The sequence below is a fragment of the Candidatus Pelagibacter giovannonii genome (assembly GCF_012276695.1).
GTDB lineage: Bacteria > Pseudomonadota > Alphaproteobacteria > Pelagibacterales > Pelagibacteraceae > Pelagibacter > Pelagibacter giovannonii.
In genome coordinates, this window is record NZ_CP038852.1 from 578,320 (window position 1) to 604,477 (window position 26,158).

Genomic DNA, 26,158 nt, shown 5'->3' on the forward strand with positions numbered 1-26,158 from the left:
AATTCTTTATGAAAAAAAAAATTGCTTTAATTACTGGAATTTCAGGACAAGATGGTGCATATCTTGCAAAGTTTCTTCTAGATAAAGATTATGTTGTGGTAGGTGCTGATAGAAGGTCTGCTAGAGCAAATATGTGGAGATTAAAAAGGTTAGGTATTGAAAATAAAATTATTACAGATGAAATTGAACTTACAGAACCATTTGAAATATCAAGATTATTTAAAAAATATAAATTTGATGAAATTTATAATCTAGCAGCTCAATCTTTTGTAAAAACGTCTTTTAGCAGCCCACTATACACATGCAATGTAACAGGTTTAGGGGTTCTAAGAATACTGGATGCAATGAGAGAACTATTACCTAACGCTAAACTCTATCAAGCTTCCTCCTCGGAAATGTATGGAGAAATCTTAGAAAAAAAGCAAAACGAAAAAACACCATTTAACCCAAGAAGCCCCTATGCTGTAGCAAAAGTTTTTGGTCACTTCATAATAAAAAATTATAGAGAATCTTATAATCTTTTTGCTGTATCTGGAATTTTATTTAATCATGAGTCTCCATTTAGGGGTGAAGAATTTGTAACTAGAAAAATTACAAAGGGGTTAGTTGGAATATTAAATAACGATTTAAATTGTTTAGAACTTGGTAATATATACGCAAAAAGGGACTGGGGATACGCCAAAGAATATGTTGAGGCTATGTGGAAAATGCTTCAGCAAAAAAAACCAGAAGACTTTGTAATTTCTACAGGGAGTGCATATTCAATTAAAGAATTTATTGATTTATCATCTAAGTACTTAGGCTTTAAAACGAGATGGATTGGGAAGGGCTTAAATCAAAAACTTATCAATATCAGCAATAATAAACCAATTATAAAAATAAACCCAAAATTTTTTAGGCCTACAGAAGTTGATCTTTTAATAGGGGATAGCTCTAAAGCACAAAAAATACTTAAATGGAAAGCAAAAACTAGCTTGAAACAACTTGTAAAAATAATGATTGATGACGAAATAAAATATCTGAACTAGTCACAATACTTTTTATAGTTTTCTTTAAAATCTCTTAAGCAAAAATCTATTCCCTCTTCAATCTTAATTTTAGATTTCCAACCTAATTTTTTTGCAAGAGAAGAATCCATTATTTTTCTTGGAGTACCAACTAAAGATTTTTTTTTATATTTAATACTTAAATTAACATTTAACTTTTTCATTATAAGTTTAGCATATTCTTCGATAGTAAATTCTACTTGCGTACCAATATTTATCAAATTTTTTTTAGTCTTTTTAAATAAAAAAAATATTATTGCATCAGCTAAATCATCAACAAAAATTAATTCTCTTTTTGTTTTACCATTGCCCCATAATTCAATACTTTTTTTCTTCTTAATTTTTGCTTCAAAGATCTTTCTTATTAAAGCAGGGATAAAATGGGAACTTAATAAGTCATAATTGTCATTTGAACCAAAAGTATTACATGGCATTAAGCTTTTATAATTTGTATTATATTGTTTATTATAATATTCGCACATTTTGACTCCGGCTATTTTGGCTACAGCATAAGCCTCATTAGTTTTTTCTAACTCTCCTGTTAAAAGATAGTCTTCTTTTATGGGCTGTTTTGAGAATTTTGGATAAATGCAACTGGATCCTAAATAAATCAAGTTCTTTATGCCATATTTATAAGCTCCATGAATTAAGTTATTTTGAATTTGTAAATTATCATAAATAAATTCACCAGTTAATTCATTATTTGTTTTTATTCCACCAACTTTAGCTGCAGCAATTATTAAAGAATTTGGTTGGTACTTATTCAAAAATAGATTTACTTTTTTTTGATCTCTTAAATCTAGTTTTTTTTTTGAAACAGTTAAAATATTTTTGAATCCAAGTTTTTTAAGTCTTCTTATAACCGCAGAACCAACAAGACCTTTGTGACCAGTTACAAAAATTTTGGCATTTTTATTCATAATAAATATTTTTTAATTTTATTAATCTCATTTTCAAAGTTATATGTATTTTTAAAAGCCAAAAAAGAATTTTTTTTCAATTTATTGAAGTTAGTAGTATTCTGAATTTCTTTATTTATTGTATTAGCGAGTTTTTTTGGGTCTTTATTGTCAATTAATATACAGCATCTATATTTTTTGTGAAATTCTAAAAATTGTTTATCTTTGTAAGCAATAATTGGAAGTTTGGCTGCTAAATAGCTATTTACTTTCTGTGATGCACCAACCATATACTTATGACTAAAGCTAACATTTTCATAAAAAGCTACACCAATGTCTGAATTTGATAATTCCCATTCCCACCTGCTTCTTTTTGCGGAGGTTATAAACTTTATTTTTTTTGAAATATTTTTTTTTTCAATAATTTTTTTTAATTTAGAGTAAAAATTATTATCCATTATCTCGCCGCATAAAGTCAATTTATAATTTCCCGGTAAAAATTTAAATGAATTAATCAATGGTAAGAGTCCATGCCCTGGTCCAATTGATCCAATTCTAAAAACTTTTATTATTTTCTTGTTTCTTTTTTTTTTTAACTTTAAAAAATATTTATGATGCTTGATAGTCAAAACGTTGAATAAAGCAATAGTTGGGAAATTTTTTATATTATTTATTTTCTTAAAAAGTTTTATTCTTTCTTCATTTGAAAAAACAACTAAATCAAATAAATGAATTGATTTTTTTTCAATAAAATTAATAAATCTTGCGAATATTGACTTGGGATTGGGATTATAATCAAAATTATGATAAATTATTTTTTTTTTAAAAAATAAGCGCACAATTTTTACAAACAAAATTGGATAATTATTATAAACAATAATCACATCAGGCTTTGCTACTAATGTAATAAAGATTAAAAAAAATAAATAATAAAAAAAATAAAGCTTATTTAAAAGATTATTTTTAGAATAATAAATATTTTTCTCATAAAAATTATTTTTTTTATTTTGTAATTTTTTTTTTTATCTTTTTTTTGACAAACCATTACTATCTCAAAATTTTTTTTTAAAAGATAATTAATTTTATTTTCAATTAAAAAATAATATTCAGGATTTTGTGACCAAGTGGTTAATAAAAATTTTTTCATTGATCAAGAATTAACTTTTTTTAAATAAACTACTTGAGCCTTTAAATAAAAATTTTCTAAATTTTTAAATTTTGTAATTTTTAATAATTTTTTTTTAAAGTATTATCTTTATTCACTAATTGAAAAGCATCAGGACAATACTCCACTACTGTATACTTGGAATAAAAATTATTTTTTGAATAAGTTTTCATGTATTCTGCTCCTGTTAATTTAGAAAACAAGTTTTTTTTAACAAAAATTCCAGCTGATCCATGAAACTTTATTTCATCAGTTAGATTGCTCACATTTTTTTTAAAGAAATTTAAATATTCATTTTTTTTTAATAATAAGTGATTAAATCCCTCTTTAATATTATTTCTACTTGAAAAGTGATCACCTCCAAGATTATACCATAGTGGTCCATATGAAGCATACATAACACCATCAGACTTTAGAAGATAATTGCATTTTTTTATAATTTTTTGAAAATCTTTTAAATGCTCAAAAACTGCATCACTTACTATAAAATCAAATTTTCTTGAATTGTCTATTCTTAGGATATCTTTTTGAATAAATGTTATTTTTGTTTGAATTTTATTTTTATCTAAATAATTTTTTATTTGCTTCCATGATTTTGAATAATTTAGGATATCAACGCCAGTTATACTTTTGGGTTTAAATTTCAACCAATCTAGTAAATCATAACCATTACCACATCCTAAACATATAATATCTTTGTTTTTAATTTTTGAAATTTCATTTAATTTTTTTTTTCTAGCCAATTGTGAAAAGCCTTTTGAGGGTAAAACTAAATTTATATTATAATTTTGACTTATAAAAAAATTCTTCAAAAAAAATTGATAAAATTTACGCCTTAAAAAAGCATCATAAAGATCTCTCAATTTATCTCGTAAAATTTTTTTAAATGATTTATTAATAAAATTATCTATATTAGATACGTCGTTCATCAATTTAAAATTGAATTTTTTATTGGTAATTTTCATCTAAAGTAATTATATTTTATCAATGCTATGAGTGCTTTTATAGCATCTATAGATTTTATTTTTTTACCCTCATTATATTTACGTCCTGTATATGATATGGGTACCTCTTTAATTTTTAATCTTAATTTTGAAATCTTAGTAGTAATTTCGGGACAAAACTCAAAACCATTTTCCTCAAGTTTTATTCTCTTAAAAACTTCATAAGAAAACACCTTATAACAAGTATGCGCATCAGTGAGTTTTTGCAAATTCAATATATTCGAAATTAAAGTTAATACGTGATTGCCAAACACTCTAAACATAGATGTAAAGCCTACCGAACTGTATCTCTTTCTATTTAAAACACGTGAGCCGTAAACAACCTTATATTTATTTTCTTTAATGGGTTTTATTAGTTTAAAATAATCTTTTGGATTATATTCCAAATCAGCATCTTGAATAATTACAATATTGCCCGTAATAAATTTTCTTGCACTTTTAATTGCTGCTCCTTTGCCATAGTTTTTCTTATGAGAAATTAATACAATTTTGTTTTTTTTTGAAAATTTTTTTACAAGATTAAGGGAATCATCACTTGATCCATCATTTACTACAATTATTTCGAAATTAATTTTTTTTAAATTAATGATTTTTTTTAATAATTTGATTATAGTTTTTTCTTCATTATATAATGGAATAATAATGGTTATTTTTAAATCTTTCATTTCTATATTTTTTATATCATTTTTCACTGTAAGTTATTATTACCTTTTAGGATTAATTTACAATCTCAACCAATCATCAAAAATTGGTTATATAGAGCCAAATAGTATATTTTTTCAAATACTAAAAGGTATTATTCTAGTATCATTTTTTGCATTACTAATACATTTTTTTTTACCTCTAAATATTTATATAAACTCTTTTTTAATCTTAATAATTATCATACTCAGTTTTTTTAATAGGAATATTTATTTAGTAAAAAAAAATATTGATAAACTTTTAATTATTTCATTTATTTCAACACTTTTTATAATTTTTTCAAACATAAATAGACCTGATGCTGCTTTATATCACTTGCCGTATGTGAGTTATTTAAATGAGCAAAAATTAGTTATTGGTTTAAACAACATACATTTTAGATTCGGTGTTAGCTCTATTATTCAATATTTATCAGCAATAAATTATAATATTTTATTTGGTATCAATGGTATATCTGTCCCGTTAAGTATTTTGGCTTTAACAATAATATTTTATTTTTTAGAAAAAATAATCAGTTGTATAAAAAACAAGAATTTTAATTTAGAATTTTTTTTTATTTTATTTGTTACAATTTTTATAGCTTATAAAATGAATCGATATAGTGGTTATGGTAATGATAATACAACTCATCTACTATACTTTTTATTAATCTCTATTTTATTAAATTCTGAATATAAAAAAAATTTTGACTTAATTTGCTATATTTCGATTTTTATATTTTTAAATAAAAATACATATATTTTGGTTTTACTAATACCTCTAATTTATTTTTTTAAAAATAAATTTCATTATAATAGAATTAATTTTGTAAAAAAAATTATTAGCCCATATGCAATTTTTTTATACCTTTGGTTAATTAAGAATGTGTTGATATCTGGTTGTATCATTTTTCCAATGACATCATCATGTTTTACAGATCTCTCATGGTCCAAAGAACAAAAAACAGTTAAACAAATAAGTGAGTCTGGAGAAGCATGGTCTAAAGGATGGCCACAATATGATGGTGATTTAAATGTAGAAGATTTTAACAAAAAATTTCAATGGGTAAGCACTTGGACAAAGACTCATGCTAAGTTAATTTTAAAAATTTTGCTTCCATATATTCTTTTTCTAATACTGATTGTGTACTTAATTAGATTTCAAAAAGAAAAGGACAGTTTTTTAAAAAAAAATAAAGATTTAAATCTTATAATCTTAATTAATTTAATATTTGTATTTATATTTTTTTTCAAATTTCCTCTTTTAAGGTATGGTTCATCATATTTAATTACCTTGATTTCTTTATTATTTATTAGTCAAATAAATAATTTTAATATTAACTTTGTTAATAAATTATCTAAAATTTTATTTTTATTAATAATTGTTGTCTTTAATTTAAAACAGATTGTGAAAATAAAAAATAATTTTCATCGTGAATACTTAAATAAACCCTGGCCAAATATTTATACCTTAGATGATAAAACTATTTATAAAAAAATAAATTTATTACTTATAAAAATTTAAATATATATTACTCCAATAAAGAATGTGCTTACTCAAAATCTATATGTGGAAATTACAAACCAAAAAATAATTTAGAAATTATCGATATCGGCAGTTATTATATAATTAAAAGTAATAATTAAATTTAAATATTCAATTTTTTTTTAAAATTTAAAAGATAATAAATAATTGAAGAATAAAAAATAATATTTAATATAATTAAAAACATTTTTTGCTCAATTAAGTTTATCAAAATCAAATTTATAACAAAAAAACAATTATACAGTAATATAGCTTGATTATTATTGTACTTATTTAATAATAAGTGATGCAAATGATTTCGATCACCATAAAAAGGATTTTTTTTATTAAAAATTCTACTTACAAATAATCTAAACATATCCAAGCCTGGCAATAGCATTAAAATAAAAATTTCTTCTACATAAATTCTGCCATATTTATGATTATGAATGACTATTATGGAGATTAAAAATGAAAGAAGTAATGACCCTGAATCTCCAAAAAATATTAAATTTTTATAATTCAAATACAAATAAAAGAACAAAAAAACTATTAACGTTATATTTAAGGGGCTAAAATTAACAAAGATTGTCATATATATGATAAATATTAATGAATATGTACCAGCCAATAAGTTAGTGCCGTCCATCATATTAAATGCATTCATAAATAATAAAACACACAAAATAGTAAAAAAATTAGAATAGCTTGATAAGTTAATAGTTTTATTGAATGTATAAAAATTTACACTCTCAATAATTAAGTCACTATTTATATTAATAAAAGTTATTATACTTATACACAAAAATATAAGTTTCAAATTAGCTTTTAATTCATACTTATCATCATACATACCAATTAAGAAAATTAATATCGATACAAATAAAAATTGATCATAAAAGAAAAAAAGTTCATCATTTTCAAAAATATTTATCAATGAAAGAAAGAAAAATAAAATTAAATTTAAAATGAGATAGATTCCACCTACTAATGCAGGTTTTCCTGTATGAAATTTTCTTTTGATATCAGGTACATCATAAATATCAATAACCTTTGATAAATTTTTGTTAAAAATCAAAAATATTAAATTCAAAAATATAAAAAATAATACTATTTTAATAATTTCAAATTCTTCATATGCCATAAATATATCCCAATAGGGTAATAGTACACCAAGCTTAACCAATTATCAAAAAAATTACCTGAGGGAGAAAATGGAAAAAATGTAATTAGTATCGAGCATGTAAAACAAACTTGAGCATAATTTATTACATATCCTTTTTTAAAATTCCTTAAAAAAAAAGATTGAGATAACTTGAATAATAATAAAAGATAAAAAAAATAAACTATTGTTGATAATATAATGCCAGTTTCAGACAAAAATTGCATCAAGACGTTATGGGGATGGGTAGTACAACCAAATTTATTAACAAAATTTTCTTTTTTGCACAATAATGTCTAAAAATTTTAACACCATGACCAAATATAGGTTTTTCTTTAAACATTTTATAAGCTATTTCATAATGTGACTGGTGCGCTAAACTAAAAAAAATTATTGGGCTTTGCTTATTTGTATTTGTTTCTATTATATTAGAGTTTTCAGAAATAATAAGATTAGGTCGTGTTATTTCCTTATTCATAAAATTCAATTGCTTATATGTTTGTTTAACCCTTTGATTAAGATCCTCATTGAATGAATAAAAAATTATTAGAATACTTATAATAAAAAAAATATTAGCCAGAATAGCTTTTCTTAGACTATTCTCAGACATCATTAAAAATACTAATAATGTAACTAAATAGAAAAAAAAAGATGTTCTTTCACTGCTTAAAAAAATAATTAAACCAGTAATAATGAATGTAGAAAAAATTAATTTTGTATTAACTGGATTTTTTTTTAAAAAAATAAATAAAAAAAAAGGAAATAATCTTGCTGTATAACTCCCAATTATTTCATCATCTCCGAAAAAGCCTGTATGTCTAAAATCTCTAATTGTTTGACCGGTTATTATATTTTTTTGAAATATCAAATCATAAATTTGCCCTACTAGAAGGAAAAAAAGAATAAATAAAATTATATAAGTTAAATTTTTGATAATCATGTCATCATATTTATTCATTAGATAATAAGTAGCAAAGCAAAAAATTCCAAATCTGAAATAAAACAATGTAGGCTTTAAAGAAAGAAAAACATTTTCAGAAAGTAGAGAATTAATAACTAAAAAAAGACATAGAAATACTAATATAAAAAATATTTATTATTTAATTTTTTCCATTCTGCATTTCTAATTAATTTATATAAAAAGATAATAACAATTGTAGATAAAAATAAATCTGGAAGAAATGGTCCTGTAATAATTGCTATAGGAATGAATAATAATAAGTATAAAGAAATTTTATCTAATAAATTTGACATTAATTAACTGTTTAAATTTAATGAATAATCTAAAGTATGTAAAAAAATAATTACTATTAATTTTATTATTTTTTAAACACATATTAATTTCTTTTGTAATTTCATAAATAGATTTTAATCCTTGATTGCTTTTACCTCCATGTTCCATATCTACAAGATTTTTTTTCGTAAAAATATGATTTAAATTATTAATTTTAAATAATTTAACAAAAAAATTAAAATCAGATGCAATTTTATAATTTAAACTATAAGGTCCAATTTTTTTTTTAAGGTTGCCTGATATAAAGGTTGATAAATGTGGAGGTGATATTCCATATTTTAAATCTTCTTGTTTGAATTTATCCAAACAATAAGCTCTATAAATTTTGTTTTTTTTAAAAATTCTTGTACCACCTATTAAAAAATCTAATTTCATTTTTTCAAAATTTTTAGAAACAAAATCTAAAACTTTTTTGTTTGAGTACGTATCACCTGAGTGTAACAAGGAAATAATATCACCTTGTGCATATTTTAACCCAATGTTTATAGCGTGATAAATCCCCTTACTTTTTTGAAAAATCACCTTTTTAAGAAATTTTTTATGTCTAACGATTACTTCATCAGATCCATCAGAAGAGACTCCGTCTACAATAATATATTCTATATTTTTAAATGTTTGATCTCTTACAGATTTAATAGTTCTTTTTAAACCTGCTTTATTATTGAGATTAATAGTAATAATTGATATCTTTAATTTTTTAAAATCAAAACTCATAAAATATTTAATTTTTTACTGATCTTTGAATATAAAAATCATCTATTACCAAAATATCAATTTTTGTTCTCTTAAAACAATTTATAGCTTCTAGTGGATTGCAAACAATTGGTTCATTTTCGTTAAAAGAAGTATTTAAAATTATTGGTATTTTTGTGATTTTATAAAAATTTTTAATCAGATCATAATAGGTTGGGTTCAATTCCCTACTTACTGTTTGAAGCCTACCTGTAAAATCTAAATGAACTACGGCTGGAATTAAATCAACTTTGTCTTTCTGAAATTTATATACATTTTGCATAAAGTGAGACTGATGATTTTCTTCAAACCAATTTTCAACCTCCTCAACTAAGATTGATGGAGCAAATGGTCTAAAACTTTCTCTTTTTTTTGTTTTTAAATTAAGTATATCTTTCATATTTTTATTTCTCGGATCTGCTAATATTGATCTATTTCCTAAAGCACGTGGTCCCCATTCCATTCTTGATTGAAACCAACCAATAACATTACCCTCTGATATCTTTCTTGCACAAATATCTGCTAATTCAATTTTATTTAAATTTGAAATTTCACACTTATAATTTTTTAAATGTGTATTTATGAGATCTTTTGTGTATTTATAATCATAACTAGGTCCTAAATATACTGAATAAAAATTTTTGCTTTTATTAAAACCTTTTAATTTACTATTATGATATAAAGCCGATCCTACTGATCCACCTGAATCACCTGGACTTGGAGGTATATAAATTTTTTTATAGTTAGTATTTTCTAGAATTGATCCATTAGCTTTTGAGTTCATCGCACAACCACCCGCAAAACATAAATTTTCATTTTTAGTAATTTTCTGTAAATGATTAAGTGTATTATAGAAAATATGTTCATACATTTTTTGTGTAGAGGCTGCTAAGTCAGCATGGTGCTCATTAATTTTGTGATCTTGTAAACGTTGATTTCCTATTATTTTTACGACATTTGGACTAAAAATTTTTGGATATTTTATATTACCGTCGACAGAGACGTAGTTTGAAAAATTATTTTGGTGTGTAAAATTTCTTAAATTTAATTCAAAAATATCCTCTTTAACATTTATTATTTTCTTTAAATCTTCAAAATATTTTGGTTTTCCATATGCAGATAAACCCATTACTTTGTATTCATCACCATAATTATTAAAGCCTAAATGTTGAGTCATTGCTTGGTAGAATAAACCGAGTGAATGGGGGAAATTTACTCTTTTAGTGACCTTTAAATCATTTCCTTTTGCTGATCCAAGAGCACAACTAGTAAAATCTCCAAAACCATCTATCGAAACAATATCAGATTCTTGAAAATTTGAAGGGAAATATGCTGAAGAAATATGTGAAAGATGATGCTCAACAAATATAATCTTTTTATTTAAATCTTTAATTTCAAAGTTTTTTTTAAATCTTTAAAAATATTATTTTTATTTTTTTTTTTAAAATACCTAAATAGTTCTGCTATCAAAAAATTTTTTAAAATATATAAAATTTTCTTTTTTAAATTAAATTTTCGATTTATGTTAAATGTAATATAATCAACATCACTCAGAACAATATTTTCAAATTCCAGACATGCTTTGATAGACTCAACAGGAAATCCTGACCAATGTTTAATTCTATTAATTCTTTCTTCCTCAATAGCAAAAAGAATTTCTCCATCTTTAATTAAACATGCTGAAGAGTCAGCGTGAAATGCATTTACACCTAATATTAATGTCATTATTTTATATGTATAAAGTTATTATTAACTTTAGATCTTACAATATTTTCAAATATTAAATTTAATTCATCTTTTTTTTTATCATTTAATAAAAATTGTTTTGAATAATTAATTGCATTCTTTTTTAGTTGTTTATAACTGTTATTATCCATATCTATTAAACGTTCTAGTATTTCTTTTGCGTTAGAAAAATCTTCATTTAAAAAATAACCAAAATTTTTATTATCATAAGAAACTTCAAATTTACAGTCTCTGGTTATTAACAGTGGTAGGCCATGATGTATAGATTCTTTTAAAGCAATAGAATCACCCTCTTGAGCTGATGGCAAGATAAAGAGATCTGCACCTTTTAATGTCATTGATTTTTGATAATTATCACCCACCGCATCATAAAATTTAACTTTTTCATTTAATTTTAATTCATAAACCAATTTTTTTAGTTCTGTGAGATATTTTTTATCTTCTATAGTGTTTGTTGGGCCTATTATTTTTATAAAAAAATCTTTTTTTAGACCTGATATTGCTTTTAAGAACTTATCTAAACCCTTTTTTTTTGTTATTCTACTAAAATACAAAATATCTAATTTTCCAGATATTTTTTTTTTTAAAATATCTGGATCAAATGTATAATTTTCAGTTTCTAATAAATTTTCAAATATAAAAATGCTTTTCTTTTTTAAAAATTTTTTTGTTAATTCTAATTCAAAACTATTTAAACAATGAATTGATGAAGCATATTTTAAATCTTTTTTAAGAAATAATAAAAAATATATAATTTTAAAGAAAAAATTTTTTTTCCAAGACCAAGGATCAAGCATACCGTGTAAAGAAATTACATATGGTATGAAACACTTTCTGCATATTTTTGCAATTAAGCTATTATTTAATGACCATATGCCGTGAATTGAAACTAAATCATATTGTGAAATCTTATTTATCAATTCTTTCTTGGTTAGGTTTTTGATATCTTGATCGTCATTAATATCTATTTCAACATTATCTGTTAAATTATTTGACAAAAGTGATCTAAATATTTTACAAACGTAAGCGGGCCCGCCATAAGTATAATCTTTTGATTTTATATATAATAAAATTTTCAATATTTATTTAATGTTTTTTTATACAACTCTATATAATCGTTTGAAATTTTTTCCCATTTATAATCTTTAAGATCATTATGACAGTTATTTTTAAATTTTATAATATCATGATCTGATAAAGCAAAAACATTTTTTAAGCTATTATTAAGATCTTTTTTAACATCATTAAACACTAATCCAGAAGAATTATGTAAGTGAGTCCACGGTGTAGCAGAGGATGTTAATACAGGACAACTGTAAGAAAGGGACTCCATAATAGCAAGTCCAAAATTTTCCGAATAACTTGGAAGTACAAAAAAGTCAGAAATACTGTACAATTTTTTTTTATTTTCAAGATTACTCTTTCCAAAAAAATAAATATTTTTATTATCTTTAAATTCTTTTTTGGCTTTTAAATAGTTGTCATTTTCATATGATGATATTAATAACATCCAATCTTTATTATTTATTTTATTAAATTGTTTGATTAACTCAAGAATTCCTTTTTTATTATCAAATCTTGACAAGAATAATAAGATTTTCCTTCCTTTAGACAATGAAAACTTATATTTTTCATCAGGAACTGTATAATTTAAATTTGTTCCATGAGGGATAAATTCAATTTTACTTTTAATGCCAAGTTTGAGTAAGTTATCTGCTTCCATTTTTGAAGTAGCGTGAATAAAATCACAATTATCTAAGATTTTTTTTTGATAAATAGAATAAGCTAAATACTTTTTTATTTTTTTTTGACTAAGTGGCCAAGGTTCCATCATGCCTAAAGGTGATATTATTAGGGGTTTTTTATTTCTTTTTGCTAAATAATAATTATATATGTGAAACATTGACCAAATACCAAAATTATGAATTAAATCTTTGTTTTTGATTTCATTAAATAAATTATAATTCATTTGATTTAAACCATTATTTTTAGACGTATAAATCCCATGAGAAATTTTTTTTTTTTTTAATTCATCAGATAAGTCAAAAATTGCTTGTGATTGACCACCTGCTTCGTTTAATAAACTATCAGAAGAAAATAATAAATTCATTATTTATTAATAATTTTTGAAATTAAAACTAAAATTTTATTTATGATAAATACAAAAGTTAGCATAAAAATTAATTTAGTAGGGAATCCATTTATTATAAAAATTGCTGAAGTCTCCAAGTGTGTAAAAGAAAAAGTGCACGCTATAAAAATTAATTGTAAGATATTATCTTTATTAAAAAATTTTGATATTAAAAGTTCAGTCAATGCAATCATGAATCCAAAAACTAACATACCAATTAATAATCCCTTATAATAAAGATTTAAATACAATTCAGTTATCAGTGGAATATTTATTGAAGTTTTAAAATCTATATTATGTAAAAAATTAAAATCATGTCCAAATTTATTACCAAAATTAAAAGAGGGCTTATTTTTCCATATGACAGAAGGAACCAAGCTATAAAATGGAAATAAAATAGTTTTACCAATATAAGATTCGGCAACATCATTAAACTGAAGTACATGAACCAATGTAGTACTTGACATTGCCAATCTTCTTAAATGATCTGTAATACTACTATTAATTTCAAAAATACTACTATTAATTTCAAAAGACGGCTCTAATTCAGTTGAGTCATCCCCCTTAATTTTTGGAACAAGCCTTCCTTCATCAATCAACACTTTGTTAATAGAATATTTTTTGTATATTATTAAGTTTTCTTTAAAAGTAATATTTGTTGTATTTGGATTATATCGTTCTAAATTATATCTGTGAAAAGTTTTTGTTTGCATAAGAATAAAAAAAACTACAAAAAAAATTCCCAATATTAAAAAATTAATTTTTTTTCTTAAAAACCAATCAATCAACAAAATCAAAATTGAAATATTTATAATTGGAGCAATAAAAGTTTTTGGGATATAGTAAAGAAGTAGAAAAGAAATTAGAAAATATTTTAGACTTGACTTAAAACCATTATTGCTTTGTAAAAAAAGAAATAAAACTGAAGTATAAATAATTACTGTCTTTATCTCACTTACAATAGCTACATTTTTTGAGTATGAAAAATAATCTAAAGAGAAAAATAAGAAAAATAGAATATAGCCAATTTTCTCTATATGATTTTGATCTTTAAAAAAAATAATATTTTCAGATTTTATTTTACCAAGTAGATTTCTAAAAAAATAATAACTCGCTAAAAGAGTTGTAATAGAAAAAGTGTAAATTAACAAAACTTTATCAATAATAAGATCTTTATTAATTATCATTGTATTGATTAATGAATTACTTTGTCTCTCTGATCTTTCAAAAAAAACAAATAAAATATTCTGGTAATCAAAAAAAAAAATAAAAAAATAATATATATAAATTAATAATATAATTGCTTCAAAATAAGGGAATTTTTTATTGTAAATAAATTGGGAGCCCTTATAAAAATAAACAAAAAATGGTATAAAAAAAATGGTATTTAAAACTATCAACATAGTAAGATTCGTATTATTTACTACAATAATTATTATAGATCCAATGAAGGTAATTAGCAGTAGATACAATTCATAATTAATTTTTTTTATATTTGTAAACATAGTCTAAAATCTTTTTTGCACGTTCTTTATAGCTTTGATTTGAAACACTTTCCAGTGCATATTTGATATATCGATCAAATTTATTTTTCTTTTTAAAAATTTTTAATTTTTTAATTAAATCTTTACTTGATCTATAAAAAAAAATACTTTTATTTTTTTTAAAAAAACTTTCTAATTCTTTTGAATATTCTGAAAATTGAATTCCACCATAAGCTGGGATTTCAAAACTTTTCATATTATGTGATGAGTAGTTTTGTTTTCTAAACATATTAATTACAGCATACGATTTCGTAATTTCTTTTAATATTTTTTTTCTATTAATTTCTTTTGCAAATAATCTATCTCGATGAAAAAAATTAGATGAACAATTTTTCCAGCCATCACCAAATATATGTAAATCATCATTCTTTAATTTATTTAAAAATTTTTCCCTATCTAAATCCCAGCTTCCATAAAAAATAACTTTTTCTCTTTTAGTTCTTTTTGGGAAATTTTTAATAATCTCATCATAAGCAAATGGTAAATATTCAAGTTTACATTTGAGTTTTAAACTTTTTAATGTTCTCAAAATTTTTTTAGACCAAGTAAAAACAAGGTCGTAACTTGATAAAGATCTAATTAAATTTTTTGTGGAAATATCAATTAATGACAAGTTAAATGGATCATCTCCATTAATATTAACAAAAAAATGTTTATTTCTATTCTTTAAATAATTAATTATAAATCCTAGGTAAAATTGACCCTTAAAAATTATAATAATTTTATTTTTAGATCTTAAGCAAATAATCAATAAGAATAAAGAATTAAAAAAAATCCTTGGATATAAAAATAAATTATTCAAAAACTTTATTTTAAAAATTTCTGGAAAATATGAGTCTATGTCATATATTTTACTAAATTCTTTTAACTTTCTTAAAGCAGATAAATATTTATTTTCAAGCGAAGTTTGCGCTATTGATCCAAAAATTATTATATTTCTCATTTTAAAGTTTTTTCTATCGCACTAAAAGAATGTTTAGTTGAATATAATTTATTTTTTATTTCAATGTTTTTTTTAAGTTTAGAAGAATCTAACTTAATCAAATTTAATATTTTATTTAATGAGCTATTTGTATAATGCGTTTTGATAATAACACCTGTTTTAAAATCATCGATTAGATCTTTTCTAGAGCCACACTTGTTTGTAACAATGCATGGTTTATTCATTGTAAATGCTTCATTTACTACAAGACCCCAAGTTTCATATTTTGAAGGTAAAAATAAAAGATCACAAAGTTTGTAATAATTGGCAATTTCTATTTGGTTTTTAAAACCAATAATTTTTACATTATTTATTTTTTCTTTTTTTATTTTTTCTTTTATACTTTTTAAAAGTGGCCCATCACCAACTATCAAAAATTTACATTTTATTTGTATTTTTTTAGCATATTCAATAAATAAAAATGGATTTTTTCTATCTATAAGCTTACCAACAAATAAGATAATTTTTTCATTGTTACATAAGTTAATTTTTTTTTTTATAATCTTAATTTTATTTATATCTACTGATGATTTAAAAAAATCCTTATCCACAAAATAAGGTGTAAAAATTAATTTAGAACTACTTACTCCATAATATCTATAAAAATTCTTATTAAGTCTGCCAATATAGAAAATTTTATCAAATAGTTTAAAAAATAAATTAAAAAGTAACTTCTTAATAAATTTATTTAGAAATGTATTCTTTCTTTCTAGATTATTTTCTGATCTCAAATAAATTGGGATACCCATCCTCAAAGAGATGATGATTGCCTGTAGATAAATCAATTTGTTCCAGCCAAGTATCAATACCTTGTCTATTTTTTCTTCAATAAATTTTTTTTTTAATTGAGAGAAACTCAACCAAAAAGAATCAACATCTTTTTCTTTTTTTGAGAAAAAAAATTTGTATCCTTTTAATATTCTGATATTCCAGTTTATTAATTTATTAAACTCTAGATCCTTTTTTGTTGATATGTATCCATGCTTTGAGCCAAAAAAAACTGTTACATTTAAAAATTTTGATTTATTTAATTTTTGAAATAATGGCACTTGGTATTGAATTGGATGTGATGTTATAATAGCTAAATTTTTTTTCATTTTTTTAAAATCGTGTCATACGTTTTTAGTACTTCTGAGCCATAATTATCCCAGGAAAAAAACTTAATGCTTTTTTTTGAGAATTTTTTCCCATTTCTCTTAGTTCATCTCGGTTATTATAAAGATATAAAATTTTATTCTTTAAATATTCAATATTTCGGATTGGTATAATATATCCATTATGGCCTTCCTCGATCAACTCTCTTCCTCCAGAATTTTCCGTACTAATTAATGCTAACCCACAAGCCATTGCTTGCACCTGGACCATTGCCAAACCCTCTTCAATAGAACATGTTATGAAAAGATCTGAATTCGCATAATAATTATTTAACTCTGATTGACTTTTTGCTGAATGGTAAGTTACATTTTTATGATCTAAAAATTTGCTAATTTTTTTTTTAATATTATTTTCTATATCTCCTACTAGTATTAACTCTGAATTTTTTAGATTAAGTTTACAAAATGCACCTAGTAAATAAATTATTCCTTTTCTTACTGATAGTGAACCGGTATAAATTATTCTAAACTTAGGATCTTTATCATTTAATTTCTTATTATTTGACTTAAACATTTTTAAATCAACACCATAAGGCACTTTGGAAACTTTAGAAGAATGAAAACCTCTTTTAATAAAAGTATCTTTAGCAAATTGGCTAGGGACCATTATGTGGTCTGCAATTTCATATTCTTGTTTTTCTATATCTATATTCTTCTTTGTTGGTAAAAGTGGTTTTAATCCAATTAAATTATATTCCTCTTTTAATATTTCATATTGATGAAGTATATGGGAAGAACCTCTTTCTAATACTTTCAAACAATTAAAACTCATTGCTTTCTTAAAACTTTCTAGGCTAAATCCTGACCAACCCAGAAGTATATCTATTTCATTATATGCAATTAATTCACAAGCCCTTTTTCTAAAATATTTTGAAGAAAAATCATTTATATTAAATAAACTATTTAAAAAATCTATTTTACCAAATGACCTATTAATTAATTCTTTTGAAATAATCGATTGAACTTTTTCTAAATTAATCTTTTTATAATTTTTTTTTATATAGGATTTTGGATAAGAGGTAATTAATGTTTCAAGAACCTGTTTTTCATTAAGATATTGGGCTAAATCAAATGCATGAAACCTACCACCTACAACTATTGATATTTTCATTTTTGATATTGTCCATAACGCTTATTTTTTCCATTTTTCCTTTCATAGTGAAATTTAATTAAACTATTATCTAAAATAATTTTTTTATTTATTAAGTGAGAATAGTAATAAAGTTTACATATAAATTCTATTGCAACAGAATTTTCTATTGTCGTTTTTATATTTTCACCCCAGGATAACACTCCATGACTTCTCAATAGGATGCCAGGTGGGAAATGTTTTTCTTTATCAAGTCTTTTTTTAATACTTAAAAATATCTTATCATCATATTCTTTATTATTTTTTAGCTTGAACGCTTCACTAAGTGGTAATGATTTGTTAAAAAAATCAGCATGTGTTGTGCCTATGCATTTAGGCTCTACTTTTATCTGTGATAGAATTGTGGCAAAGCATGAGTGGTTGTGAATTATCGAATTAATCTTTTTGTATTGATTATAAATTCTTATATGCATGTTTATGTCAACACTTGGGTTTAAATCTTTATTAAAAACAATTTTATATGAATTATTTTTTTCAAATTTTACTCCTACAATATTTTTACTACTTACTTTTTCAGGAGTGATACCAGAAGCCTTAATATAAATAATATTTTTTTTTCTATCTATTACACTTCCATTTCCAAAATTTAATACTGATAATTTATTAATGAATAGTGATTTATTAAGATTAACAGTTTCTATTATTTTTTTATTCATTTAATTAGTTTTAAATTTATATGTTTTGCCATCATGCACAATTATTGAGTCTGTATCGTCATCTCTATTACTCATTTCTATAATTATAGTATTTTTTTTTGCCATCCTCATGTGCATTGTTCCAGGCATCATAGTAAATATATTATTTTTTTTTAATTTAGTAATTTTTTGTTTTGCTCTTGAATATCTCAAGCCTATATCAAGTTCACCCTCATATATGTAATAAGATTCTTGTTTTTTGATATGAAATTCCATACTACTTTGTGTATTTTGTTTCATAAAAATTTCTTTAGCACATGAATTATTTTTATTAAATAAATTACAAATAGATCCCCAATATTTCTTTTTTTGAACAACTATTAATTTTTTTGTTGATATTTTTTTTTTTAAATTTTTTACAACTATCAAATCGTTCAACAGAATGTCTTTGTTAAAAAAAATGAAATAATTTTTTTTTTCACATAGGGACAAATAATCTTTTCCAGAGTAGATTATTTTTAATTTTTTTTTAAACTGTTCCTCAGATATAAAGAAAAAATTTTTAATTGGCATTTTTAGAATCTGTTTTTTTTTTGACCTTACAATTATAAAACTATAGTTAGATTCGTTAAAAATTTCTTTTATTTCTAAATTTGATTTTTCAAATTTAAAAGGTTGTTTTTTTATTAAATTGATATCTTTAAATTTTTTACCGTACATTATGAAATCGCAAATTTATTACAAAAAATTAATTTTTTTTTAAAGTTTTTTTCATTATTTTTGATGACTAATGCTGCAAGAAATTTATCACCAGCACCAATTATATTTTTTCTATTTTTAATAGGTTTAATTTTCAAAAATTCATTATTTACTGTCAAACATACACATCCATCTTTGTCTTGTTTTAAAACTATATTTTTAGCATTTAATTTTTTTTTTAAACTAATTAAAGCATTTATCTTATTATAGTTTTTAATTTTAAAATAACCCAAATATTGTCTATACTCATCTCTATTCATTAAAAAATAATCAGTATTTTTTGGTATATAAGTATTTGAGGCTATTTTTATATGTTGGGCATCATAATAAATTATAATTGAGTATAATTTTGCATAACTAATTAATTTTTTTATAATATTTTTTTTATTAAGCCATAATTATGATCTGATATAACTAAAATCTTCGATTCAGATAATTTTTTTAATAAAATTTTAAAATAATTTTTTTCTAAAATTATTTTTTTTTGATCTGAAATATTATTTATTTGAAAAATATTTTTTTTTTATACCAATATCTATATTTAATAATTGTTGAGTTGCTTATATTATAATAATTTTTATTTTTAGGTTTATAATTGTTTGAAAAAAAAAAGGTTTTTTTTTGAGTATTTAATATTTTATATAGATTACTTGCACCACCATAATTTATTACATTTTTATTAAATATATATTTACTTCTTTTGGTATGGCTGCTTACTTCTTTACTTTTCAATAAAATATCAAAATCAAGTATTGTTTCACCTAATAACAATATGCTCATCTTATTTTTCTTGCATTTTTTTGATGGTCCTTGTCGTTGAGTAACCCTTTGTCTTTTTTATAATTTTAATTTTTACAGAATCTGGCACCTGATCTCTTTTTCTAACTATACTCTCTGGGTAATCTGAGCCTCTGACAAGTATATCAGGTTTTATAAGTCTTATCACTTTGCTTAAATTTGATTCACTAAACACTACCACCTCATCAACCATACCTAAACTCAAAAGTGTTCTCTTTCTTAACGATTCAGGATTAATTGGTCTATTTTTTCCTTTAATAATTTTTGTTGATTTGTCTGAATTGATAGCAACAACTAATTTTTTGCCTAATTTTTTTGAATGTTCTAAAAGATCAATGTGGCCTGCATGCAAAATATCAAAAACACCATTAACTAAAACAATTTTACAATTATTTTTTTCTATTTTATCAACTCTTTTTACGTGTCTTCCTCCATCAAATTTTGATTTTAACCAAATCTTTAAAATTTCTAAATTTTGATTATTAGTATTAATCCACGCACCTAGACAAATTATATTTGAGTTATTATGCCTTCTGCTCATCTCTGCTGTAAGCTTATTATGTGCAAGAATAGATTTAATATTTCTAATTTTATTAGAGGTTATTGACATACCAGCTCCAGTGCCACAAATCAATATACCTCTATTTACATTTGGGTATTTAGATACATTGATACCCACTTGTTTTGCAAAATCTGTATAATCTACCTTTTCTTTATCCTCAAAATTTCCAAAATCAATTATGTGAAAAAATTTATCAAATTTTTTCACAATAAAGTCTTTGAGAGCTTTTCCATTATGGTCAGAAGCAATAAGAAGTTGTTTTTTCATGTTTATTTTATGTTTAAAAATTTATATACAAACTATATTGAAAAATATACTTATATATCGTACTGGAAGCTTAGGAGATACAATTGTAGCCTTACCAGCATTGCAAATCATTAGAAATAAAAATCCTAATAGTAAAATTTATTATCTACACATTAAAAATCATGATTTGAGCTCAGTTAGTCCTGTTAAAATTTTTAAAGATTTACAATTAATAGACCGGTTCATAGAAATGGATAATATAAATTCTCTTGAAGGATTTTATACTTCTTTTAAAATATTAAAAAAAATAAAAATTAAAAAACTATATTATCTAAATGAGGATAGGCCAATAAACAAAAAAATAAGAGATTTTATTTTTTTTAAAATACTGCTAAATTTTAAAATTTTAGGCTTATCAATTTTTAGTAATAATAATTGCTTCTATGAAGGCTATTATCTTGCTAACAAAATTCAAAAAACTTCATTTAAAAATTTACTTTCAATTAATGAATTATTGAGAAAAAAATTTAAAGAAAGCATTAAGTTAGATAATTTTTTTAAGTTAAGAAATTATATTACAATTAGCCCAGGAGGTAGAATTCCTTCTAAAAGATGGAAAATAAGCAATTGGAAGACTTTAATAAAAAAGATTATTTCGAAAAATAAGAATATTAAGATTATAATTTTAGGTACAAAAAAAGACAAATACCAAAATTATGAGATAAGTAAAATATTTAAGAATAATGTATTAAACTTTACTGGCAAAACATCATTTAAGAAACTAACATATATTTTGAATTTTACAAACTTGCACATTTGTCACGATGATGGAACAATGCATTTATCTATTCTTTTAAACAAAAAAGTATTATCAATTTTTCATAATATAGATTTTAAAAAAAAATGGTTTCAAGGTCACAATAAAAAACACTTACAATTATATAGTTTGTATGGCATAGAGAGTATTAAAGTTGAAAAAGTTATGCAGAATTTCTCTAAACTAAAAAAAATTAAAATATGAAAAATTTACAAACAGAAATATTAATTGTAGGAGCAGGTCCTTCTGGATTAACTGCAGGATTTAAATTAATTGATAAAAAAGAATTTGTAATTATTGAAAAAAGCCCCAACTATGTTGGTGGCATATCAAGAACAGAGAAGTATAAAAATTTTAAATTTGATATTGGGGGGCACAGATTTTTCAGTAAATCTAAAGAAATTAATAAACTTTGGGACCAAATTCTACCGCATGATATTATATTAAGAAAAAGATCATCAAGAATTCTTTTTAAAAATAAATTTTATAGCTATCCTCTTAAACCATTTCAGGCTTTATTAAATTTAGGATTGATTGAAAGTATTTTAGTTGTTTTGTCATACATAAAAGCAAAAACAATTAAAAATAAAAATATTAATAGTTATCAAGATTGGGTTATTGATAAATTTGGAAAAAGATTATTCGAAAATTTTTTTGAAACATATACTGAAAAAGTATGGGGCATGAAATGCAATGAAATTTCATCTGACTGGGCAGCTCAAAGAATAAAGGGGCTTGATCTTAAAAAATTAATAATTAATTCTTTATTTAAGAAAAAAGATAAAAAGATTAAAACTTTAATTGGGGAATTCAAATATCCTAGAAAAGGACCCGGTATGCTTTGGGAAGCTGCTAAAGACAAAATTATAGAAAATGATAAAAAGATTTTTATGAATGCTGACGCTTATGAATATGAATATTCAGATAAACATAAAGTTTGGAAAGTTAAGTGTAAAATTAATAATGAGGATTATGAAATAACCTGTAAACAAATAATTAATTCTGCGCCATTAAAAGAGGTTGTTAACAATATTAAGCCAAGTCTAAAAATAAAAGATGATGCCAAACTTTTGAAATATAGAGACTTTATTACTGTTGCCGTCATATTAGATTATAAATTAGATATTGAAGATAACTGGATATATCTTCATGATCCAGACATTAAGGCCGGTAGGTTGCAAAATTTTGCCTCATGGTCTCCAGAAATGATTGACCAAAGTAGAGAATGCGCCTGCATCGGATTAGAATATTTTTGTAATGAAGGTGATAATTTTTGGTCTTCTAACGATGATGAAATTTTAAAGATTGCAACAAAAGACTTAGAAAAAATTTCAATAATTGATACAAATAAAATTTCTGATTTTAAAGTTGTAAGGCAAGAAAAAGCATATCCTGTTTATGATGAAAATTATAAAAATTCAGTTTCTAATATTATCAATGAATTAACTTCAAAATACGAAACTATGCATATGGTTGGTAGAAATGGTATGCACAAATATAATAATCAAGATCATGCTATGATGAGTTCAATTTTAACTGTTAAAAATATTTTAAATAATAATAAAGAGAATGATCCTTGGATGATAAATATTGATGCTGAATATCATGAAGAAAAAAAAGATCAGATAGAGGCTTTAAAAAGTTTAAGAGAGTATCCAAAAAAAATTAGTTAAATTTATACATTGTGTGATTAATATTATCAAAAATTATTTGATAAGAATTTTTATTAGAGGATAAAATTTCTGATGTTAAATCATTGCATATACCTTTAGGGTTCTTGGAATATAAAAAAAGAGAATTACTGAGCTGTGTTTCTAATTTTGTACAATCAATTAAAATTATTCTTTTTTCAACATTGGGTAAAAAAGCGAAGTTATAATCATCAATATAAATTTTAATATTTATATTTTTTTTTAAATTTTTATAAATTAAAATATTTGTTTCTAAATTATTGCCTCTAAGCATTTGTTTTTTAATATTCTTATCAATCAAATAATCTCTATCTCTTTTATTGTTCACAAAATTAACAGCAAAAAAAGATACTATAATTAAAAATAAAGACCCAAGACAAATAGTATATCTTAAATTAATCTTATTTTTTATTAAGTCATAAAAATTTATTAATCCAATAGACAGTACGTATGACATCGCAGGTATAGCAATTGCTAAATTTCTATTATCATTTCCAAATAACAATGACCAAATTAAAAAGTAGGGAATAACTAAAAGAAATAAAATTATTCTACTATAAAAATTTTTAATGGAAAATAAAAATAGAAATAAAAAAATTAAATAAAAAGGTCCAAATGCATAGTTTAAACCTCTTTTTAGTTTAAAGATATTATTACCTTGAACCTGACTAATTAGTGCCCTTACATTAGAACTTTCATTGGATTCTATATAATAACCATAAATTTTGTAAATGTACCAAGTGGCAGAAAATAAAAAGGTTAAAAAAATTAGCTTAATATAAAAAGAAAATTGAATTTCTTTTTTTTCTCTTATAAAGAAAAAAAATAAAATTAAAGGCGTGATAGCTGTAAAAAGAATACCAGTTTGTTTAGTAACAGCAGGGGTTGCAATTACAAGTGATAATAAGAGCAAATCATAAAAATTGATTTTTTTGTTACGTATTAAAATAAAATAATAACCCAAAGAAAAAGTTATATAAACAAGGATTGGGTCCACATAACCAATGTATAAAGAATAATGTCTAAAAATATAAAAAATTAGTAATAAAGAAAACAAAAATGTAAAAAATAAATGCAAGAAATGATTAGGTAACAAATTCTTTAATCTAAAATAAACTATAAACATCCATAATGGATAAATTACACAAACTATTCTTGCAAAAAATTCAATTTCATAAGTATCTAGTATTAAATAAGTTATAGCTCCTAAAATTGGGTACGCTAAAGGATAATCTCCTGATTTAGGAATTCTGTTGTTATAAATTTCTTTTGACCATTCATTCCACATCATCACAGGATCTCCAAGATGCACAACTTCACCAATAGTATTTATAGCTAACAGAGTAAATAATATTAAAAATCCATAAATAAAAATTTCAAAGAAGTATAAATTAACCTTATAATTAATTTTTTTTGAGTATTTAAAATTTTTATCAGGTCAAAAGTAATTTTTTTTTTATAGAAAAATAAAATTATTAAAACTTCAATAATAATCACTAAAATTAAATTATTAAAATTGAATTGTTCAATAATTACTAAAAATGATACAATTATATAGTTTATGATTAAACTTATTAAAGGGGATAAAATTATTTTATCTTTTATTTCAAGTGATTTTGAAAAACCCAAGACAACTAAACCAGGTAAAAACCAACATTGTAATAAACTTAATATACCAAGAAATAACATCTAATGTTTATTATTATATAATTTAATTATTAAAAAATATATGATTAAAAAATAAAACTATTTAGTTAAAATTAAAAGTGAAAATCCACCTAAAAAGTTTACAGCTAAATCTCTGTTAACGAAAAATATCAATTTTCTAATTGTGGCTATTAATTTTTGAGCCCAACTTCCTCTCGTATATATGTTTTCATTAAATGTATAAAAATAATCAACAACTTTGAAATTTAATTTTTGTAAATCATGTAAAATTAATTCTTTATTATAAAAATGTAGATGACCAACTTCCTTTCTTGCTTTTAAAAGCACAGATTTTCTAAAAATTGAATTTATGGATAAATCTAATGGAATATGTAAAATTTGATATTTAGATGTTTTTTTAATCTCTCTCAAAAATTTATAAGGATTTTCTACATGTTCTAATACGTCTGCACATAAAATAATATCAAAAGTTTTTTTTTTATTTAGAATTTTATTATAATATTTGACATTTTTTAACTTTTTGTCACTCATTGAATATGCTTTTCTTGAAATTTCATATCCATAAAAAAACTTATTTTTATATTTTTTTGATAGATAGACAAGAATTTTACCCGCTCCACACCCAACTTCACAGAAATTTTTAAATTGTAATTTATTCTTTTTTATTATCTTTTTTATTTCTAAGAATTTAAAATATGAATCATTTATGTGCCATTCTGGATTATATTCCAAATATTCTTTTTCATAAAAAATTTTGCTTTCCACTTA

The 26,158-nt window shown here is 22.8% G+C and carries 29 protein-coding genes; 5 read left to right on the top strand and 24 right to left on the bottom strand.

Going from position 1 to position 26,158, the window contains the following annotated elements:
• Positions 1-8 precede the first annotated feature (8 nt).
• Positions 9-1,028, top strand: a complete 1,020-nt coding sequence (gene gmd, locus E5R92_RS03255; protein WP_168606675.1) for a GDP-mannose 4,6-dehydratase — start codon at positions 9-11, stop codon at positions 1,026-1,028.
• Here the strand turns inward: gmd and E5R92_RS03260 are convergent.
• The 5 genes from E5R92_RS03260 to E5R92_RS03280 all read right to left on the bottom strand — a co-directional run bounded on the left by E5R92_RS03260 (position 1,025) and on the right by E5R92_RS03280 (position 4,806).
• Positions 1,025-1,966 carry a GDP-L-fucose synthase family protein gene (locus E5R92_RS03260; RefSeq protein WP_168606676.1) on the bottom strand — a complete coding sequence of 314 codons (942 nt, stop codon included), beginning with the start codon at positions 1,964-1,966 and terminating at the stop codon, positions 1,025-1,027. The genes gmd and E5R92_RS03260 overlap by 4 nt on opposite strands.
• Entirely contained in the window at positions 1,963-2,829 is an 867-nt protein-coding gene (locus tag E5R92_RS03265; RefSeq protein ID WP_168606677.1) for a glycosyltransferase, read from the bottom strand. The genes E5R92_RS03260 and E5R92_RS03265 overlap by 4 nt, the downstream gene beginning before the upstream one ends.
• A gap of 65 nt (positions 2,830-2,894) precedes the next feature.
• A complete protein-coding gene (locus E5R92_RS03270) occupies positions 2,895-3,092 on the bottom strand; it encodes a hypothetical protein (protein ID WP_168606678.1) in 198 nt (65 codons plus the stop codon).
• 80 nt (positions 3,093-3,172) lie between these two features.
• A complete protein-coding gene (locus E5R92_RS03275) occupies positions 3,173-4,039 on the bottom strand; it encodes a class I SAM-dependent methyltransferase (protein WP_168606679.1) in 867 nt (288 codons plus the stop codon).
• Positions 4,040-4,071: 32 nt separating this feature from the next.
• Positions 4,072-4,806 (bottom strand): glycosyltransferase family 2 protein, encoded by a 735-nt coding sequence (locus tag E5R92_RS03280; protein ID WP_229704564.1) that lies wholly within the window; start codon positions 4,804-4,806, stop codon positions 4,072-4,074.
• Between E5R92_RS03280 and E5R92_RS03285 the strand changes: the two genes are divergently transcribed.
• The gene (locus tag E5R92_RS03285) at positions 4,757-6,319 is read left to right on the top strand and encodes an LIC_10190 family membrane protein (protein ID WP_420887570.1); all 1,563 of its coding nucleotides are present in this window, start codon (positions 4,757-4,759) and stop codon (positions 6,317-6,319) included. The two genes, E5R92_RS03280 and E5R92_RS03285, sit on opposite strands and share 50 nt — an antisense overlap.
• Positions 6,320-6,443: 124 nt before the next feature.
• Here E5R92_RS03285 and E5R92_RS03290 read toward each other — a convergent pair whose 3' ends face one another.
• The 17 genes from E5R92_RS03290 to E5R92_RS03370 all read right to left on the bottom strand — a co-directional run bounded on the left by E5R92_RS03290 (position 6,444) and on the right by E5R92_RS03370 (position 21,235).
• Complete coding sequence (locus tag E5R92_RS03290; protein WP_168606681.1) at positions 6,444-7,463, bottom strand: MraY family glycosyltransferase; 1,020 nt, start codon at positions 7,461-7,463, stop codon at positions 6,444-6,446.
• A 244-nt stretch (positions 7,464-7,707) separates the two neighbouring features.
• Positions 7,708-8,439, bottom strand: coding sequence for an O-antigen ligase family protein (locus E5R92_RS03295; protein WP_168606682.1), 732 nt, complete (start codon positions 8,437-8,439; stop codon positions 7,708-7,710).
• A gap of 119 nt (positions 8,440-8,558) precedes the next feature.
• A complete protein-coding gene (locus E5R92_RS03300) occupies positions 8,559-8,735 on the bottom strand; it encodes a hypothetical protein (RefSeq protein ID WP_168606683.1) in 177 nt (58 codons plus the stop codon).
• The gene (locus E5R92_RS03305; protein WP_168606684.1) at positions 8,716-9,489 is read right to left on the bottom strand and encodes a glycosyltransferase; all 774 of its coding nucleotides are present in this window, start codon (positions 9,487-9,489) and stop codon (positions 8,716-8,718) included. The genes E5R92_RS03300 and E5R92_RS03305 overlap by 20 nt, the downstream gene beginning before the upstream one ends.
• A gap of 7 nt (positions 9,490-9,496) precedes the next feature.
• Positions 9,497-10,900, bottom strand: a complete 1,404-nt coding sequence (locus tag E5R92_RS03310; RefSeq protein WP_315861678.1) for a carbamoyltransferase family protein — start codon at positions 10,898-10,900, stop codon at positions 9,497-9,499.
• Positions 10,888-11,232, bottom strand: a complete 345-nt coding sequence (locus E5R92_RS03315) for a carbamoyltransferase N-terminal domain-containing protein (protein WP_168606686.1) — start codon at positions 11,230-11,232, stop codon at positions 10,888-10,890. The genes E5R92_RS03310 and E5R92_RS03315 overlap by 13 nt, the downstream gene beginning before the upstream one ends.
• Positions 11,232-12,332, bottom strand: coding sequence for a glycosyltransferase (locus E5R92_RS03320; RefSeq protein WP_168606687.1), 1,101 nt, complete (start codon positions 12,330-12,332; stop codon positions 11,232-11,234). The genes E5R92_RS03315 and E5R92_RS03320 overlap by 1 nt, the downstream gene beginning before the upstream one ends.
• Positions 12,329-13,363 (bottom strand): glycosyltransferase, encoded by a 1,035-nt coding sequence (locus tag E5R92_RS03325; protein ID WP_168606688.1) that lies wholly within the window; start codon positions 13,361-13,363, stop codon positions 12,329-12,331. Before E5R92_RS03325 ends, E5R92_RS03320 begins: the two co-directional genes overlap by 4 nt.
• On the bottom strand, positions 13,363-14,571 hold the full coding sequence (locus E5R92_RS03330; protein ID WP_168606689.1) for a hypothetical protein: 1,209 nt from the start codon (positions 14,569-14,571) through the stop codon (positions 13,363-13,365). The genes E5R92_RS03325 and E5R92_RS03330 overlap by 1 nt, the downstream gene beginning before the upstream one ends.
• Positions 14,572-14,863: 292 nt before the next feature.
• Positions 14,864-15,871: a glycosyltransferase family protein gene (locus E5R92_RS03335; protein WP_168606690.1), complete on the bottom strand. Its 1,008-nt coding sequence runs from the start codon at positions 15,869-15,871 to the stop codon at positions 14,864-14,866.
• Entirely contained in the window at positions 15,868-17,007 is a 1,140-nt protein-coding gene (locus E5R92_RS03340; protein WP_168606691.1) for a glycosyltransferase, read from the bottom strand. The genes E5R92_RS03335 and E5R92_RS03340 overlap by 4 nt, the downstream gene beginning before the upstream one ends.
• A 25-nt stretch (positions 17,008-17,032) precedes the next feature.
• Positions 17,033-18,175 carry a glycosyltransferase family 4 protein gene (locus E5R92_RS03345; RefSeq protein ID WP_168606692.1) on the bottom strand — a complete coding sequence of 381 codons (1,143 nt, stop codon included), beginning with the start codon at positions 18,173-18,175 and terminating at the stop codon, positions 17,033-17,035.
• Positions 18,172-18,870 (bottom strand): class II aldolase/adducin family protein, encoded by a 699-nt coding sequence (locus tag E5R92_RS03350; RefSeq protein ID WP_168606693.1) that lies wholly within the window; start codon positions 18,868-18,870, stop codon positions 18,172-18,174. Before E5R92_RS03350 ends, E5R92_RS03345 begins: the two co-directional genes overlap by 4 nt.
• Complete coding sequence (locus tag E5R92_RS03355) at positions 18,871-19,569, bottom strand: cupin domain-containing protein (protein WP_168606694.1); 699 nt, start codon at positions 19,567-19,569, stop codon at positions 18,871-18,873. It abuts the gene before it with no gap.
• Positions 19,569-19,868: a PfkB family carbohydrate kinase gene (locus tag E5R92_RS03360; protein WP_168606695.1), complete on the bottom strand. Its 300-nt coding sequence runs from the start codon at positions 19,866-19,868 to the stop codon at positions 19,569-19,571. Before E5R92_RS03360 ends, E5R92_RS03355 begins: the two co-directional genes overlap by 1 nt.
• A 241-nt stretch (positions 19,869-20,109) precedes the next feature.
• Positions 20,110-20,388 (bottom strand): hypothetical protein, encoded by a 279-nt coding sequence (locus E5R92_RS03365; RefSeq protein WP_168606696.1) that lies wholly within the window; start codon positions 20,386-20,388, stop codon positions 20,110-20,112.
• A gap of 1 nt (position 20,389) precedes the next feature.
• Positions 20,390-21,235, bottom strand: coding sequence for an RpiB/LacA/LacB family sugar-phosphate isomerase (locus tag E5R92_RS03370; RefSeq protein WP_168606697.1), 846 nt, complete (start codon positions 21,233-21,235; stop codon positions 20,390-20,392).
• Positions 21,236-21,272: 37 nt separating this feature from the next.
• Between E5R92_RS03370 and E5R92_RS03375 the strand changes: the two genes are divergently transcribed.
• Both E5R92_RS03375 and E5R92_RS03380 read left to right on the top strand, forming a co-directional pair.
• Positions 21,273-22,235 carry a glycosyltransferase family 9 protein gene (locus E5R92_RS03375; protein WP_168606698.1) on the top strand — a complete coding sequence of 321 codons (963 nt, stop codon included), beginning with the start codon at positions 21,273-21,275 and terminating at the stop codon, positions 22,233-22,235.
• Complete coding sequence (locus E5R92_RS03380) at positions 22,232-23,704, top strand: NAD(P)/FAD-dependent oxidoreductase (RefSeq protein WP_168606699.1); 1,473 nt, start codon at positions 22,232-22,234, stop codon at positions 23,702-23,704. Before E5R92_RS03375 ends, E5R92_RS03380 begins: the two co-directional genes overlap by 4 nt.
• Here E5R92_RS03380 and E5R92_RS03385 read toward each other — a convergent pair.
• Positions 23,697-25,034 (bottom strand): hypothetical protein, encoded by a 1,338-nt coding sequence (locus E5R92_RS03385; protein ID WP_168606700.1) that lies wholly within the window; start codon positions 25,032-25,034, stop codon positions 23,697-23,699. The genes E5R92_RS03380 and E5R92_RS03385 overlap by 8 nt on opposite strands.
• Before the next feature lie 249 nt (positions 25,035-25,283).
• Between E5R92_RS03385 and E5R92_RS07535 the strand changes: the two genes are divergently transcribed.
• Positions 25,284-25,415 carry a hypothetical protein gene (locus E5R92_RS07535; protein ID WP_268233877.1) on the top strand — a complete coding sequence of 44 codons (132 nt, stop codon included), beginning with the start codon at positions 25,284-25,286 and terminating at the stop codon, positions 25,413-25,415.
• Positions 25,416-25,468: 53 nt separating this feature from the next.
• Here the strand turns inward: E5R92_RS07535 and E5R92_RS03390 are convergent, their stop codons facing one another.
• Positions 25,469-26,155 (bottom strand): class I SAM-dependent methyltransferase, encoded by a 687-nt coding sequence (locus E5R92_RS03390; RefSeq protein ID WP_168606701.1) that lies wholly within the window; start codon positions 26,153-26,155, stop codon positions 25,469-25,471.
• Between the last annotated feature and the right edge of the window lie 3 nt (positions 26,156-26,158).